At 59.8% G+C, this 16,713-nt stretch carries 10 protein-coding genes and 1 pseudogene; 7 read left to right on the top strand and 4 right to left on the bottom strand.

Annotated features, from left to right (window positions below; genetic code table 11):
* Window positions 1-1,126: 1,126 nt before the first annotated feature.
* The 3 genes from L8H52_RS29060 to L8H52_RS29050 all read left to right on the top strand — a co-directional run bounded on the left by L8H52_RS29060 (window position 1,127) and on the right by L8H52_RS29050 (window position 7,848).
* Window positions 1,127-4,579 carry an alpha/beta fold hydrolase gene (locus L8H52_RS29060; protein WP_242209908.1) on the top strand — a complete coding sequence of 1,151 codons (3,453 nt, stop codon included), beginning with the start codon at window positions 1,127-1,129 and terminating at the stop codon, window positions 4,577-4,579.
* Between the two features lie 131 nt (window positions 4,580-4,710).
* Window positions 4,711-6,579 carry a hypothetical protein gene (locus tag L8H52_RS29055; protein ID WP_242209909.1) on the top strand — a complete coding sequence of 623 codons (1,869 nt, stop codon included), beginning with the start codon at window positions 4,711-4,713 and terminating at the stop codon, window positions 6,577-6,579.
* A gap of 24 nt (window positions 6,580-6,603) precedes the next feature.
* Window positions 6,604-7,848, top strand: a complete 1,245-nt coding sequence (locus tag L8H52_RS29050) for a metallophosphoesterase (protein ID WP_242209910.1) — start codon at window positions 6,604-6,606, stop codon at window positions 7,846-7,848.
* Between the two features lie 122 nt (window positions 7,849-7,970).
* On the opposite strand, the gene gbcA is transcribed toward L8H52_RS29050, so the two are convergent.
* Complete coding sequence (gene gbcA, locus L8H52_RS29045) at window positions 7,971-9,266, bottom strand: glycine-betaine demethylase subunit GbcA (RefSeq protein WP_008083155.1); 1,296 nt, start codon at window positions 9,264-9,266, stop codon at window positions 7,971-7,973.
* Between the two features lie 297 nt (window positions 9,267-9,563).
* Here gbcA and gbcB point away from each other — a divergent pair, with 297 nt between their 5' ends.
* Complete coding sequence (gene gbcB, locus L8H52_RS29040; RefSeq protein ID WP_007911227.1) at window positions 9,564-10,664, top strand: glycine-betaine demethylase subunit GbcB; 1,101 nt, start codon at window positions 9,564-9,566, stop codon at window positions 10,662-10,664.
* A gap of 337 nt (window positions 10,665-11,001) precedes the next feature.
* Here gbcB and L8H52_RS29035 read toward each other — a convergent pair whose 3' ends face one another.
* The 3 genes and pseudogenes from L8H52_RS29035 to L8H52_RS29025 all read right to left on the bottom strand — a co-directional run bounded on the left by L8H52_RS29035 (window position 11,002) and on the right by L8H52_RS29025 (window position 13,069).
* The gene (locus L8H52_RS29035; protein WP_242209911.1) at window positions 11,002-11,826 is read right to left on the bottom strand and encodes an NAD(P)-dependent oxidoreductase; all 825 of its coding nucleotides are present in this window, start codon (window positions 11,824-11,826) and stop codon (window positions 11,002-11,004) included.
* 98 nt (window positions 11,827-11,924) lie between these two features.
* A pseudogene (locus L8H52_RS29030) lies at window positions 11,925-12,032 on the bottom strand (metal ABC transporter ATP-binding protein); the annotation flags it as partial.
* A complete protein-coding gene (locus L8H52_RS29025) occupies window positions 12,029-13,069 on the bottom strand; it encodes a low specificity L-threonine aldolase (protein WP_242209912.1) in 1,041 nt (346 codons plus the stop codon). The pseudogene L8H52_RS29030 and the gene L8H52_RS29025, both read right to left, overlap by 4 nt.
* A gap of 126 nt (window positions 13,070-13,195) precedes the next feature.
* Between L8H52_RS29025 and L8H52_RS29020 the strand changes: the two genes are divergently transcribed.
* The 3 genes from L8H52_RS29020 (at window position 13,196) to L8H52_RS29010 (ending at window position 16,705) form a co-directional block, all read left to right on the top strand.
* A complete protein-coding gene (locus L8H52_RS29020; protein ID WP_242209913.1) occupies window positions 13,196-13,906 on the top strand; it encodes a TraX family protein in 711 nt (236 codons plus the stop codon).
* 274 nt (window positions 13,907-14,180) lie between these two features.
* Window positions 14,181-15,434, top strand: a complete 1,254-nt coding sequence (locus tag L8H52_RS29015; protein ID WP_242209915.1) for a serine hydroxymethyltransferase — start codon at window positions 14,181-14,183, stop codon at window positions 15,432-15,434.
* A 20-nt stretch (window positions 15,435-15,454) separates the two neighbouring features.
* Entirely contained in the window at window positions 15,455-16,705 is a 1,251-nt protein-coding gene (locus L8H52_RS29010) for a sarcosine oxidase subunit beta (protein WP_095187127.1), read from the top strand.
* Window positions 16,706-16,713 lie beyond the last annotated feature (8 nt).

The raw sequence follows: 16,713 nt of genomic DNA, 5'->3' as shown, positions 1-16,713 counted from the left end.
TAGCCCTCTCCCGGAGGGAGAGGGGACCTACCGAGTGGTATTGGCTAATTACATCGACCTGCGACTGCGCGGTGACCTTGGTTTGGCCAAGCCTGAGATCACAATGTTCGTTCAGGTCGGTGGAGCTTGCATAGGCGATGCGGTCGGCCCCCTCTCCCTTTGGGAGAGGGCTGGGCGGGCGGCGTTCCGATGAGGGTAGCTTTACCCACAATCCCTGTTGGCGGATCTGTGGATAACGTGTTCGCCCTTCTCTAGACCCCACGCCAATCAAGCCCTACAGCCCTCCGTTCAAAAAACAACCAGCCTAAGTCACGGATTTTCGGCGCTTTTTCGGCAGGATAACTTAATAAGTTGCCCCCAATCTCTGTTGGCGCTTCTGTGGATAAGATGTTCGCTATCCGCTGAAGCCCATACAAACCGTGGCTTTCAGAGAGTTGATTAATAAATGATCAATTTGTACTTTTAACCGGATGAATCTTCCGAAACCCCCGATTTTTCGCAGTCTTCAGCGCTTTTCCACAGCAGATGCAAAGTTACCCCCGAACTCTGTTGGCGCTTCTGTGGATAACGTGTTTGCCATCCGCTACAAGCCATTAAAACCGTGGCTTTCAAGGATGTGATCAAAAAACAACCAATGCGTCTTCCAGATCGCCCTTCTGGATAAGTCACGCTTTTTCTTCACAAATCAGCCAGTTATTTTCCGAGTCATCCACAGTTACCCCCATTTGCTGTGGGTGGCTATGTGGATAACTTGTTCGTCAAATCCCGTGAGCCCCGCCCGTCATAGTCCAAACGGCAATTGATCAGATTTCATACAGTTCTAAGGCGCTGCCTTGACTTCGATTCCAGCGCTGTCTTCACTGCAATGGCACAAGGACAGCCGTCACTTATCCACATCAGGTTCTGGGAGAACGCATGATGGATAGTCAGCCGCACCGCCCCCCGCCCTCGCCACGCAAGCGCACGCTACGACGCGCCGCCAATCAGCACGCTCGCCTGTAGCGCGCCCCACCCGCCAGACCGCTGTGCTGTCGCCGGACTTGATCCGGAGGCCAGGTGCCCGTTCGCCCATTGATTGCAGGCAACCGCAGAGTTGCCCCATCTGCCTGATTAGAGGATGCACCTCATGACACGGATCGCAACGCCCATCAGCGAGATCAAGGAACACTACGATGTGATTGTCATTGGTTCAGGCTACGGCGGCGGCATTGCTGCCTCGCGCCTGTCCCGTGCCGGCAAACGTGTGTGCCTGCTCGAACGCGGTCGGGAAATCCAACCCGGCGAATACCCCAACACCATGATCGCCGCCACCGAAGAACTGCAGGTGCATGACCCGGACGGCCATATCGGCTCGCGTACCGGTCTGTTCGATCTGCACGTCAACGCCCAGCAAAACGTCGTGGTCGGTTGCGGCCTCGGCGGCACGTCGCTGATCAATGCCAACGTGGCCCTTGAGCCGGAGCCAGGCGTGTTCGATGACCCACGCTGGCCGCAAGCGGTGCGTGAACACCGCGACACGTTGCTCAAGGACGGTTATGCCCGCGCCCGCGAGATGCTCAAACCCAATCCTTATCCGAGCACTGCGCCGAACCTGCCCAAGCTAGACGCCAACAAGAAGTCGGCGGATTACCTCCAGCAGGGTGCGCATTTCTACAAGCCGCCGATCAACGTGACCTTCGACAAACTGCCGAACAACCTCAACCACGTCGGTGTCGAGCAACTGCCGTGCAACCAGTGCGGCGACTGCGTGTCGGGCTGTAACAACAAGGCCAAGAACACCACGCTGATGAACTATCTGCCGGACGCCTGGAACCATGGCACGGAGATTTTCTGTCAGGCCGAGGTGCGGCATCTGGAGCGCGACGGTGATGGCTGGATCGTGCATTTCCAATATTTGGACAGTGGCCGTGAGATGTTCAGCGCGCCGACGCTGTTCGTGAAGGCTGACATCGTCGTGGTCTCCGCCGGCACCCTCGGCTCCACGGAAATTCTTCTGCGCACGCGCGACAAAGGTGTGGTGATGTCCGCCCAGCTCGGCGAGAACATGAGCGGCAACGGCGACATCCTCGGCTTCGGCCACAACTGCGAACAGGTCATCAATGGCATCGGTTTCGGCGCGCACCCGGCCAAGGAACTGCATCCGGTCGGCCCGTGCATCACCTCGGTCATCGACATGCGCACCGAAGGCGACTGGCGCAGTCGCATGGTCATCGAGGAAGGTTCGATCCCCGGCGCGCTTGGCCGGCCGATGGTGCCGAGCATGGCGGGATTCGCCGAGATGATCGGCGTGGCTAGCGACGACAGCTTCAGCGCCAAGGTGAAATACAAGGAGCGCGAAGCCGAAAGCTTCCTGCGCGGCCCGTATTACGGCGCACTGCACAACATGCAGACCTACCTGATCATGAGCCACGACAGCGGCCAGGGGCGCATGGTCCTCGACAACAAGGATCAACTGCGCATTGATTGGCCCGGCGTTGGCGAGCAGGAGAACTTCAAACTCGGCAACCAGCGTCTGCACCAGAGCACCAAAGCGTTGGGCGGGGTCTGGGTGGAGAACCCGATCTGGACCAAGCTGCTCAAGCACAGCATCGTCTCGGTGCACCCGTTGGGCGGTTGCGTGATGGGCGAAGATGCGGCGCAAGGCGTGGTCAATCACAAGGGCCAGGTTTTCAGCGGCGCCAGTGGCACCGATGTGTACGCCAACTTGTACGTGACCGATGGCGCAGTGATTCCGACGTCGCTGGCGGTCAATCCGCTGCTGACCATTTCTGCCGTGAGTGAACGCAACATGGGCCTGCTCGCTGCCGACCGTGGCTGGCAGATCGACTACACACTGCCGTCGGCGCCACGCAAACCGGTGGCGCCGCCAACCCTTGGCGTGCAGTTCACCGAAACCATGAAGGGCTATTTCTCCCGGGCCTTCACTGCGGCGCAGAGCACCGATCTGAAAGTCTACGAAGCGGCGGCCAAGCGCGGCGAGGCGGATAACTCGCCGATCGACTTCACCCTGACCATCACCGCCAACGACCTCAATCGCATGATCAAGGAGCCGGAACACGCAGCGACCATCGTTGGCACCGTCATCGCCCCAGCGCTGTCATCACAGCCGCTGACCGCCAGCAACGGCGTGTTCAACCTGTTCGAGCAGTTCGAGCAACAGGTCGATACACGGCACATGAAGTACGACATGAAACTGACCGCCGAGGACGGCTGCGACTATTTCTTCAGCGCCTTCAAAACCGTGCCGGAAGATAACGGCGTGCTGAACATCTGGCACGACACCAGCACTCTTTATGTGACCTTGTATCGCGGCCCGGACAAGACCGGCGAGGTGATCGGCTCCGGGGTGATGCACATCCATCCGACCGATTTCGCCAAGCAGATGACCACCATGAAGGTGCTCAATGCGCGCAACGAGCGTGAACGTATCGAAGGGCTGGCGCGCTTCGGCAAGTTCTTCGCCGGGATTCTCTGGGAAAGTTACGGCGGCGTGTTTGCCGGCGATATCTATTTCAACCCCGACGCGCCGCCACGGTTGAAAAGACCGCTGGATGCGCCGACGCCAGCGGTGCATTTCTTCCCTACCGAGGACGGTGTCGAGTTGCGTCTGACCCGTTATCAGGCCGGGAGCAAAGGCCCGGTGATGCTGGTGCATGGCTTGGGCGTGGGCTCGAATATCTTTTCCACCGACACCATTCAGACCAACCTGCTGGAATACCTGTGCAAGCACGATTACGACGTCTGGCTGCTGGATTTCCGTGTGAGCATTTTGCTGCCGGCGAGCAAGAAGGAATGGAACGGCGATCAGATTGCCCAGTACGACTTCAAGGCTGCCATCGCGCAGATTCAGCAGGAGACCAACGCCAAAGACGTGCAATGCGTAGTGCATTGCTATGGTGCGACGACATTTTTCATGTCACTGCTCGCCGGTTTGCAGGGCGTGCGCTCGGTGGTGTGCTCGCAGATTGCTGCGGACACCGTGGTCGCGACCGCAACGGGGTTGAAGGCCGGGTTGCACTTGCCGGGGATGCTCGATGCGATTGGCATCAAGTCGATGACCGCTTACGCCGACAGCAAGGAGAACTGGTTCAACAAACTCTACGACAAGGCCCTCAACGGCTACGCACGGATCGAGGCACAGGGTTATTGCACCAATCCGGTGTGCCATCGCATCACCTTCATGTACGCCTCGCTGTATCGCCACGACACCCTCAACGAAACCCTGCACGACAACCTGCACGAGTTGTTCGGCGAGTCGAACATCGAGACCTTCGAGCACCTGGCCCTGATCGTGCGCAAAGGGCATCTGGTGGATTTCAAAGGCAACGATGTGTACATGCCGCACTTTGACCGGCTGACCATGCCGATCTGTTTTATCAGCGGCGCCGACAACCAGTGCTACCTGCCGGAAAGCACCCTCAAGACCTACCAGCGTTTGTGCGACATGCACGGGCCGGACCGCTACAGCCGCCAAGTAGTGCCGGGTTACGGCCACATCGACTGCATGTTCGGCAAGAACGCGGTGGTCGACGTCTACCCGATCATCCTTGAACACCTGGAGAAAACTGCCCTCGGGTAACCGCCGATCGTTGATCGTTCCCACGCTCCGCGTGGGAACGCATCCCGGGACGCTCTGCGTCCCAAGAGCGGACGCAGAGCGTCCATGGCGGCATTCCCACGCGGAGCGTGGGAACGATCTGGGGAACTGATATGGACAGCTACATCCGCTGGTTTCAACGCTTCATCTGGATCGGCATTGCGATGAACATGGTGTTTGCCATCCCCGCGCTGTTCGCGCCGGGGTTGCTGACATCGGTGGTCGGGCTGCCGCCGCAACTCTCCGACCCATGGCTGGAAAACGCCGGCATGCTGCTGGTCGGCATCAGCGTGTTTTACATGCCGTCGGGTTTCAACGCACCGCGCTACGTGGTGCATTCCTGGTTGTGTGTGCTGACGCGGCTGATCGCGGTGATCTTCTGGATCTACCTGATCAACACCAGCATCCAGGGCTCGGTGTTCGTGCCGATGCTGATGGGCGATCTGAGCTTCTTTTTGATCCTCGGCATTCTGCTCTACCTCGGCACCACGCCGGAAAATCGGCCGTGGGCGTTGCTCTGCGATGGTTGGCGCGAATGGCGCGCGGCGTGGCAGCGACAATGGCAGAGCCACGCCTTCAAGATCGGCACGCTGGTGGTGGTCACGGTGCTCGGTTTCATCGGTTACGAAACCTGGTATCAGATGCTTCGCGTCGTTCCTGAGCAGGAATATGCTTCCGACGAAGACCACTACAAATACGCCGCCATCGGTCTCGGCATCGAAGCGCGCATCCCGTATTACCTGTTCGCCGTGCTGCCGCAGATGTGTCCGGAGAAAATGCCCAAACCCGGTGGCTGGGAGGTTTTCGGTTTCCTCTTTGAAAACGGCAAGGACCTGCCGATCGGCATGGCCAAGCGGCAGATCGGTTACCCGACGGTAGAGCCAAACTGCGCGCTGTGCCACACCGGCTCTTACCGCGCCAATGCCAGCGACGTCGCCGTCAATGTCCCGAGTGCACCGGCCAACACCCTGCAACTGCAAGCCTTCCAGTGGTTTGCCTACGATTGCGCCAGCGATCCGAAATTCACCACCGACGCGGTGATGGCGGCGATCAACAGCAAATTCCAGTTGGGCTTCTTCGAAAAACTCTACAACCGCTATCTGATCATGCCGATGGCCAAAAGCGCATTGCTCAAGCAGAAACAGGCCTACGCCTGGCAGAAGCTGCGTCCGCAACAGGGCCCGGGGCGCACCGACACCTTCAACCCGACGAAAATGGTGGTGTTCGGCTTCCCGGATGACTCGACCATCGGCACCGTCGATCTGCCGCAGGTGTGGAACCAGAAACCGCGGGAATCGATGTACCTGCACTGGGACGGCAATAACAACAAGATCCACGAACGCAACTACGCCGCCGCAATGGCCGTGGGCGCGACGCCGGAATCGGTATTGCCGCCCAGCTTCAACCGCGTGACCAACTGGCTGCTCGGGCACAAGGCGCCCGTGTGGCCGTGGACGCTGGATCAAGCGAAAGTCGCGCAGGGCAAGCCGATCTGGGCGGCCAACTGCGCCGCGTGTCATGACTTCGGCCGCGCCGACACGGGACAGGTCACGACCAATATCGACCAGCTCGGCACCGATCCCCATCGGCTCGACTCTTTCACCACAGGTTTGGTGGCCGCGTTCCACTCCTTCAAAAAGCCACCGTTCGATTTCGGCGCCTACCGCAAGACCCAGAGCTACAGCAACACGCCCACCGACGGTGTCTGGCTGCGTGCGCCGTACCTGCACAACGGCTCGGTGCCGACGCTGTGGGACTTGCTGCAACCAGCGGAAAAACGTCCGCAGACGTTCATCACCGGCTCGGACATCTACGACCCGGTCAACGTCGGTTTCGTCACCAGCGGCGCCCAGGCCAAAGCCTCGGCCGACTTCAAATACGACACGCGTCTGGAGGGCAACCACAACACGGGCCACCTGTACGGCACGACGCTGTCGGACGACGACAAGCGGGCGCTGATCGAATTCATGAAAACCCTGTGAACCTTACGGAGAGAGGATTACGCCATGTCACTGGTCAGTCATTGGGAACACGAGTACGACAAGGTCAAAGTGCGCATTCACGGCTTGTTCACGCGAATGGAAATGGCCTGGATGAAACTCATCAGCGAGCTGGAGCCGCAGGAGTTTCAGGCGATCATCAAGTTGCTGCAGCGCGGGCATGATCAGGCGCAGTACGTGCTGAAAAACGGCGAGTTGCCGGACGACGAACCCGCCGTGCCGTGGGAGTTGTCCCATGGCTTGTCGATCCTGCGCATCGGCAATGCCACGCCGCTGCCGCAATCGCCCGATCAACTGGCGACCCGCGTGCTGAAGGACGGCACGCTGCTGGGTTGTCGCAAGTGGGAACTGCTTGATTTGTTATGGAGCGAAGCGCTGCTGAAGTGGATCGAGAACCTGCGCCATCACGCGACGTTTGGCACTGATCCGGCCGTAGTGCAGATGGATCGCGACGTAACCCTGGCGATTGCTGGCGACTGGGGCACCGGGCCGTTCGACAGCCATGCGCCAGCGGTGTCGGTGGCCAATCAGATGCAACTGGCCCAGGCCGATTTCACCATTCACCTGGGCGATGTGTATTACGCCGGCAGCCATTCACAGGAAGACGTCGACATGGCCGGTTGGCCAATGGGCACCCATGGCTCATTCACCCTCAACTCCAACCACGAGATGTACAGCGGCGCCCACGGTTATTTCAAGGAACTGGCCAAGCGTTTTCCAGGGCAGCAGGGCACCAGCTATTTCGCCTTGATCAACGATGACTGGCTGGTGGTCGGGCTGGATTCTGCCTATGCGTCGGATGCGATGAATCTGTACATGGACGGCACCTTGAACGAGCCGCAGATCGAGTGGATGAAAGGTCTGCCGAAACGAAAAAAAATCATGGTGCTCAGCCATCATCAAGGCTTCGATATCTCCGGGCACAACAAGACCGCGCTGTATCAACCGGTGTGCGATGCGCTGGGGCGGGAACCGGATTACTGGTATTGGGGACATCTGCACAACGGCATTGTTTATGCGCAGCAGGGTGGTTTGCAGGCACGTTGCGCCGGGCACGGGGCGATTCCCTACGGCAATTCCAGTGAGCTGAACGGGCACTCGCGGGTGTTGTGGTCGGAGACGCAGGATGCCAACGACCCGGCGTATCCGCTGCGGGTGTTGAACGGGTACGCGAAGATCCGGTTGGTGGGTGAGGAGATTTTTGAGGAGTTTATTGGTGAGGATGGATCGGTGAGGTGGTCATCGTACTGACTGATCGTTCCCACGCTCCGCGTGGGAATGCAGCCCGGGACGCTCTGCGTCCCAAAGGCCGAACGCGGAGCGTCCGTTGAGGCATTCCCACGCAGAGCGTGGGAACGATCAAGCAGAAGACATCAGCCCTGAACGGGGACACCTTTGAGGTAGGGCGCAGGCTCGGCCCCAAGGTTGTTCAGCAAGCGCTCGCTGTACCAGTCGACGAAGTTGACCACGCCAAACTCATAAGTCTTCGAATAAGGCCCAGGCTGATACGCCGTCGAATTGATCCCGCGCTGGTTCTCTTCCGCCAGACGACGATCCTGATCGTTGGTCGCATCCCACACCTGACGCATACGCTCGACGTCGTAATCCACGCCTTCAACCGCATCCTTGTGCACGATCCACTTGGTGGTGACCATGGTTTCCTGCGCGCTGATCGGCCACACGGTGAAGACGATGATGTGATCGCCCATGCAGTGGTTCCACGAATGCGGCAGGTGCAGGATGCGCATCGAGCCGAGGTCCGGGTTTTTGATGCGGCCCATCAGTTTCGCGCAGCCCTGCTTGCCGTCGAGGGTCATCGACACGGTGCCTTTGAGCAGCGGCATGCGCACGATGCGGTTGCGCAGGCCGAAACTGGCATGGGCGTAGGGGATCTTTTCGGCTTCCCAGGCAGCAGCGGAGGCGGCGACGTGATCCTTGAACGCCTGATCGGCGCGCGGGTCGGTGACGTCGTCCCATTCCAGCAGGGTTTTCAGCAGTTCCGGGTGCGACGCGTTGCAGTGGTAGCACTCGCGGTTGTTTTCCAGCACCAGTTTCCAGTTGGCCTTCTCCATCAAGGTGGTGGTGATCGCCACCTTGGTGTTCTCCATGTCGTACGGTTCCATGTAGTGGTTCAGCGTAGACAGGAAGTCATCAATGGCCGGCGGGTTCTCGGCCAGGCTGATGAAGATGTAACCGCCGGCAGTCTTCACGTTCACCGGTTTCAGGCCGTACTGCTTCATGTCGAAGTCGGCGCCCATCTCGGTGCCAGCGAATAGCAGGCGACCGTCCAGCTCGTAGGTCCATTGGTGGTAATGACAGACCAGTTTGGCGACCTTGCCTTTTTCACTGGTGCACAGGCGCGAGCCACGGTGGCGGCAGACGTTGTGGAACGCATGCACCACACCCTCGGCGCCACGAATGACGATGATCGGGTTTTTGCCGATCTGCAGGGTCAGGTAGTTGCCCTTGGCCGGGATTTCGCAGGTCATGCCAGCGATCAACCACTCTTTCTGGAAGATCTCCTGCATGTCGATATCGAACAGCCGTTCATCGCTATAGAACGGCTGTGGCAGTGAAAAGGTGCGCTCGCGCTCCTGGAGCATTTGTGCGGTGGCCTTGCGTGCGGGTTCCAGCGGATCGCCCAGGCTGATTTTTGCGGTGACGTCCATCGATGTGATCCTCATGGCCATCTGCGTGGCCGGCGAATAGTGGCTGATCAGGTGTGTTGCTAACGGTTGCTACGCAAGGTGTAAAGAAGCTGTCTTGGTGTTGGGGCGAGTGTGGGCCCGGCGCAGGGCGCAACCTTATCCATGGGCGACATGGTGCAATCTGTTCCCGACGCGCAACCCCCGGTGGTTGGGGGCTGGTCGCGATAAGTATGTCAATGTCGCGGATAGGTAAACGGGCGGTTCGCGCTATACGCAGAATCGCCGACATGAGGCCGACAGTCGGCCGTGGAGAACAGCATGTCCAACAGCTTCCTGAATCCGGTCACCACCCAGACCTGGGCCAATGGCCGACACATCGTCCGTTGCGTCAAAGTCATCCAGGAAACCTGGGACGTGCGCACCTTCTGTTTCATGGCCGACCAGCCGATCCTGTTCTTCTTCAAGCCCGGGCAGTTTGTGACCCTGGAGCTGGAAATCGAAGGCCAGCCGATCATGCGCTCGTACACGATTTCCAGTTCGCCGTCGGTGCCGTACAGCTTTTCGGTGACGATCAAGCGCGTGCCGGGCGGCAAGGTTTCCAACTGGCTGCACGACACGCTTCACGAGGGGCAAGAGTTGGCGGTGCACGGGCCGGTCGGGCTGTTTAATGCAATCGACTTCCCGAGTCCGAAAGTGCTTTATCTCAGCGGCGGCGTGGGGATCACGCCGTGCATGTCGATGGCGCGCTGGTTTTACGACACCAACGCCAACGTCGACATGACCTTTATCCACAGCGCGCGCTCGCCGAAGGACATCATTTACCACCGCGAGCTGGAACACATGGCGTCGCGGATCGACAACTTCAGCCTGCACCTGATTTGCGAGAAGCATGGCTTGGGTGAGCCATGGGCCGGGTATCGCGGTTACCTGAATCACAAGATGCTTGAGCTGATGGTGCCGGACTTCCTTGAGCGCGAAGTGTTCTGCTGCGGCCCGACGCCGTACATGAATGCGGTCAAGCGGTTGCTGGAAGTGGCCGGGTACGACATGTCGCGTTATCACGAGGAATCGTTCGGTGCCACGCCGCCGGAAGCGCGTGCTGATGCGGTGGAACAGGCCGAGCAGGCTGCGGATGCGCCAGAAATCGATGCGGCGGATCTGCATCAGGTCGAATTCACCTCGTCGGGCAAGAGCATTCGTGTGGCACCGGGCGAGACGGTGCATGCGGCGGCGGCCAAGCTTGGCTTGATGATTCCGAAAGCTTGCGGGATGGGGATTTGCGGGACGTGCAAGGTGCTCAAGCTGGGGGGGGAAGTGGAGATGGAGCACAACGGCGGGATTACCGAGGACGACGAGGCTGAAGGGTTTATCTTGTCGTGCTGCAGTGTGCCTAAAGGCGACGTCCGTATCGATTTCTGAGTGGGCGATTTTTTGCGTATGGCTTGCCCCTCACCCCAGCCCTCTCCCAGAGGGAGAGGGGGCCGACCGAGGTGTCTGGCGTTCTGCATCGACCTGAACGACCTTATCGATTATGGATTCGGCAAAGCAGATTCAGGTCGGCGTATTCCTCAAGCATCCCCCAATCAGTCCCCTCTCCCTCCGGGAGAGGGCCGACCGAGGTGTCTGGCGTTCTGCATCGACCTGAACGACCTTATCGATTATGGATTCGGCAAAGCAGTTTCACGTCGGCGTAATTCTCGAATATACCCCAATCAGTCCCCTCTCCCTCTGGGAGAGGGCTAGGGTGAGGGGCTTTTCAGTCGATAAACAAATCCGGCATTAGTGCCGCGTCGCTTTCTCGATCAAAGCGATATTGACCGAACTCCGTCACACCGCTCTCCCGCAAAACCTCCTCATCAATCAACAACCGCCCAGTGATCTGCCGCTCGCTGCTATCCAGAATCACATGCGCCGCATCCGCCATGATCGAAGGTAGGCGCGCCTGCTTGAACGACTCCCGATTGCCCAACTGAAACTCAATCGCCGCCGTGGCAATCATCGTCTGCGGCCACAATGAATTGACGCTGATCCCATAACTCGCAAATTCCTCATTCATCCCCAGCGTCAACATGCTCATGCCGTACTTGGTCACGGTGTACGGGCTGAACTGCGCAAACCACTTGCTCGCCAGATTCAGCGGTGGCGACAGGTTGAGAATGTGCCCCGAGGTTTTTTTCAGATAGGGCAGGGCGGCCTGGCTGCACAGCAGCACTGCGCGGGTGTTGATCTGGTGCATCAGGTCGAAACGCTTGAGTTCGATGTGTTGCACACCCGTCAACTTGATCGCCCCGGCGTTGTTCACCAGCGCATCGATGCCGCCGAAATGCTCGTTGGCCTGCGCGAGTGCCTGACGCACGGCGTCTTCATCACGCACATCTACCCGCAACGCGAGGGCCTTGCCGCCCGCGGCTTCGACTTCGGCGGCGACGCTGTGGATGGTGCCGGGCAGTTTGGCGTGGGCTTCGGCGCTTTTCGCCGCAATGACGATATTCGCCCCGTCCCTTGCGGCGCGCAGCGCAATCTCACGGCCAATGCCACGGCTGGCGCCGGTGATGAACAGGGTTTTGCCTTGTAACGACATGCCGATGCTCCTGCTTATTGTTATGTGAGCGAAGGGCTCGACAGACAATGTAGACCAAGTCTTCAGGTGCGAACTAGGAGGGCTGAGTGGGCGAGTTTTTGTGGGAGCGAGCCTGCTCGCGAAAGCGGTGTGTCATTCAACATCTGTGTTGTTTGACACGGCCTCTTCGCGAGCAGGCTCGCTCCCACAGGGGATGGGGCTATCAGGCGGACATGACTTCGCGGATGTCGCGGGCGAGTTCGCGGACGCGTTCTTCTTCGGTGTCCCACGAGCACATGAAGCGTGCGCCGCCCTTGCCGATGAAGGTGTAGAAGCGCCAGTTCTTCGCGGTCAGCGCGGCGATGGCCGGTTCCGAGAGTTGCAGGAACACGCCGTTGGCCTGCACCGGGAACATCAGTTCGACGCCCGGAATGTCGCTGACCAGTTCGGCCAGCAATTGCGCGCAGTGGTTGGCGTGGCGGGCGTATTCCAGCCAGGCGTCGTTTTCGAGGATGCCGACCCACGGTGCCGAGAGGAAACGCATTTTCGACGCCAGTTGCCCGGCCTGTTTGCAGCGGTAATCGAAGTCTTCGGCCAGTTTGTGGTTGAAGAACAGGATCGCTTCACCCACGGCCATGCCGTTTTTCGTGCCGCCAAAACACAGCACGTCAACACCGGCCTTCCAGGTCAGATCGGCTGGCGAGCAGCCGAGGAAGGCGCAGGCGTTGGAGAAACGCGCGCCGTCCATGTGCAGGTGCAAGCCCAGTTCCTTGCAAGTGGCGCTGATGGCGCGGACTTCTTCCGGGGTGTAGACGCTGCCGACTTCGGTGGCTTGGGTCAGGGTAACCACACGCGGTTTCGGGTAGTGAATGTCCTGGCGCTTGAGCGCGACTTCGCGGATCGATTGCGGGGTGATCTTGCCGTTTTCAGTGCCGGCGATCAGCAGTTTCGAACCGTTGGAGAAGAATTCCGGGGCGCCGCATTCGTCGGTTTCGACGTGGGCGGTTTCCGAGCAGATCACGCTGTGGTAACTCTGGCACAGCGACGACAGGGCCAGCGAGTTGGCGGCGGTGCCGTTGAAGGCGAAGAACACTTCGCAGTCGGTTTCGAACAGTTTGCGGAAATGATCGGACGCGCGTGCGGTCCATTCATCGTCGCCATACGCGCGCTGGTGGCCGTGGTTGGCCTGTTCCATTGCAGCCCAGGCTTCAGGGCAGATTCCGGAATAGTTGTCGCTGGCGAATTGTTGGCTCTTGTCGGTCATGGCCGGCTTCCGTGGTCGAGACTCTTGTGAAGGCTCGTGGTCAATGAGGGTGCGCACTTTACCGAAGATCTTCCGGGGAGCACACGGGATGTCACGTACAGGAAATTACCAGTTTGTAGGACGATTATGCACCTGAGCAAACGCGACGGCGCGCTGGATCTGCTCAAGTGGCTGGCACTGCTGAGCATGTTGCTCGATCACCTGCGATATGTCGGGTTCTCCGCCGATTGGCTGTATGTGCCGGGGCGGCTGGCGTTTCCGTGGTTTTGTCTGGCGATGGCGGCGAATCTTTCGCGCGATGGTTCGCGGAGGATGGAATGGCGCTATCTGGGGTGGTTGTTGCTGTTCAGTGTGGTGAGTGAAATTCCCTATCGGTTGTACATTCCAGAGCCCGGTACGTTGAACGTGATGCCGACGCTGACGTTGGGCTTGCTGGTGGCGCGGGGGTGGCAGGATCCCTCGATCATGTCGCGATTGCTGGGCGTTGCTGCGCTGGTGCTGGCGATAGTTTTCCCGGAACGGCTGATGTTCGGCTTCTTCGGTGTTTTGTTGCCGCTGGCGATGCTGCTGGTGTTTCGCCGCCCGTGGTACTTCTGCTTGCTGCCGGGTTTGATTTGTCTCGCAGCGAATCAATGGCAGGTGCTGTATGACTCGGCGAGGTTCGGCAGTAGCGTCGCGATCCTTGGCATTGCCACGTGTCTGCTTGCGCCCATGCTCGGAATGTTCCTGTTGCGACATGTGCGACATCTCCAGCCAGCGCCGATGCGGCGCTGGGCGTACGCGCTCTATCCCGCACATTTCCTCCTGCTGCTCGTGGTTCGCACGGCATGCACCTGACCCCTGTGGGAGCGAGCCTGCTCGCGAAGAGGCCGGCACATCCAACATAGAAGTTGGCTGACAGACCGCTTTCGCGAGCAGGCTCGCTCCCACAGGGGATCTACGGCGTTTCGAATAAGCCATTTCCAGGCATGTCGTAAACGCACCTTTGCGTGGCGCGCGCAGGCATTTGAGCTGTCTGCGCCGGTCATACCATCGGCATCAAAGGGCACTGCCTTCATTGCCAGTGCCTTACCGAGACGAATGGCGCACAGATGCCGCTGGGAGAGACGCGATGTTCAGCAAGCAAGACCAGATCCAGGGTTACGACGATGCACTGTTGGCGGCGATGAATGCCGAGGAGCAACGTCAGGAAGATCACATCGAGCTGATCGCGTCGGAGAACTACACCAGCAAACGCGTAATGGAAGCGCAAGGCAGCGGCCTGACCAACAAATACGCCGAAGGCTATCCGGGCAAGCGCTACTACGGTGGCTGCGAGCACGTCGATAAAGTCGAAGCGCTGGCCATCGAACGCGCCAAGCAACTGTTCGGCGCCGATTACGCCAACGTCCAGCCGCACTCCGGTTCGTCCGCTAACAGCGCGGTGTACCTGGCGCTGATCCAGCCGGGCGACACCATCCTCGGCATGAGCCTGGCCCACGGTGGTCACCTGACCCACGGCGCGAAAGTGTCGTCCTCGGGCAAGCTCTACAACGCTGTGCAGTACGGCATCAACACCGACACCGGTCTGATCGATTACGACGAAGTCGAGCGTCTCGCCGTCGAGTCCAAGCCGAAAATGATCGTCGCCGGTTTCTCAGCTTACTCGAAGACCCTCGACTTCCCGCGCTTCCGTCAGATCGCTGACAAGGTCGGCGCGCTGCTGTTCGTCGACATGGCCCACGTTGCCGGTCTGGTCGCCGCCGGTCTGTACCCGAACCCGCTGCCGTACGCCGACGTGGTCACCACCACCACGCACAAAACCCTGCGCGGTCCACGTGGCGGCTTGATCCTGGCCAAGTCCAACGAAGAGATCGAGAAGAAGCTCAACGCTGCCGTTTTCCCCGGCGCTCAGGGCGGCCCGCTGATGCACGTCATCGCCGGTAAAGCCGTGTGCTTCAAGGAAGCGCTGGAGCCGGGCTTCAAGGCTTATCAGCAACAAGTGATCGACAACGCTAAGGCGATGGCCAGCGTGTTTATCAAACGTGGCTACGATGTAGTGTCCGGCGGCACCGACAACCATTTGTTCCTGGTCAGCCTGATCCGTCAGGGCCTGACCGGCAAAGACGCCGACGCCGCCCTTGGCCGTGCGCACATCACCGTCAACAAGAACGCCGTGCCGAACGACCCGCAATCGCCGTTCGTGACCTCGGGCCTGCGCATCGGCACCCCGGCGGTTACTACTCGCGGTTTCAAGGTGACCCAGTGCGAAGTGTTGGCTGGCTGGATTTGCGACATCCTCGACAACCTCGGCGATGCCGATGTCGAGGCCAATGTTGCCCAGCAAGTGTCGGCCCTGTGCGCAGACTTCCCGGTTTATCGCTGAGTGTTCTGGAGTAACTGACTATGCAACGCTATTCGGGCTTCGGCCTCTTCAAACACTCCCTCAGCCACCACGAAAACTGGCAGCGCATGTGGCGCACGCCAACGCCGAAGAAAGTCTACGACGTGGTCATCGTCGGCGGCGGCGGGCACGGTCTGGCGACTGCCTACTATCTGGCGAAAGAACACGGCATCACCAACGTCGCCGTGGTCGAGAAAGGCTGGCTGGGCGGCGGTAACACCGCGCGCAACACCACCATCGTTCGCTCCAACTACCTGTGGGACGAGTCGGCGCACCTCTACGAACACGCGATGAAATTGTGGGAAGGCCTGTCGCAGGACCTCAACTACAACGTGATGTTCTCCCAGCGTGGCGTCTACAACCTGTGCCACACCCTGCAGGACATCCGTGATTCCGAGCGTCGGGTCAGCGCCAACCGCCTCAACGGCGTCGATGGCGAACTGCTCAACGCCCAGCAAGTGGCTGACGAGATTCCGTACCTCGACTGCTCGAAAAACACCCGCTACCCAGTGTTGGGCGCGACCGTTCAACGTCGCGGCGGCGTCGCCCGTCACGATGCCGTGGCGTGGGGCTTTGCCCGTGCCGCCGACGCCCTCGGCGTGGACTTGATCCAGCAGACCGAAGTGATCGGTTTCCGCAAGGAAAACGGCGTGTGCATCGGTGTTGAAACCAATAAAGGCTTTATCGGCGCCAAGCGCGTCGGCGTGGTCACGGCCGGTAACTCCGGGCACATGGCCAAACTCGCTGGTTTCCGTCTGCCGATCGAATCCCATCCGCTGCAAGCGCTGGTGTCCGAGCCGATCAAGCCGATTATCGACAGCGTGATCATGTCCAACGCCGTACACGGTTACATCAGCCAGTCCGACAAGGGCGACCTGGTGATCGGCGCCGGTATCGACGGCTACAACGGCTACGGCCAGCGCGGTTCGTACCCGGTGATCGAACACACGATTCAAGCCATCGTCGAGATGTTCCCGGTGTTGTCGCGCGTACGCATGAACCGCCAGTGGGGCGGCATCGTCGACACCACGCCGGATGCGTGCCCGATCATTTCGAAAACCCCGGTGCCGAACATGTTCTTCAACTGCGGTTGGGGCACCGGTGGTTTCAAAGCGACTCCTGGCTCGGGCAACGTGTTTGCCGCGAGTCTGGCCAAGGGTGAAATGCACCCGTTGGCCGCACCTTTCTCCATCGACCGTTTCCACAACGGTGCGTTGATCGATGAACACGGCGCTGCTGCGGTTGCCCACTAACAGGAGAA

It is taken from the genome of Pseudomonas sp. CROZ-RG-20F-R04-15, from assembly GCF_022662375.1.
Lineage (GTDB): Bacteria > Pseudomonadota > Gammaproteobacteria > Pseudomonadales > Pseudomonadaceae > Aquipseudomonas.
This window is presented reverse-complemented; position numbering and strand designations above follow the sequence as displayed.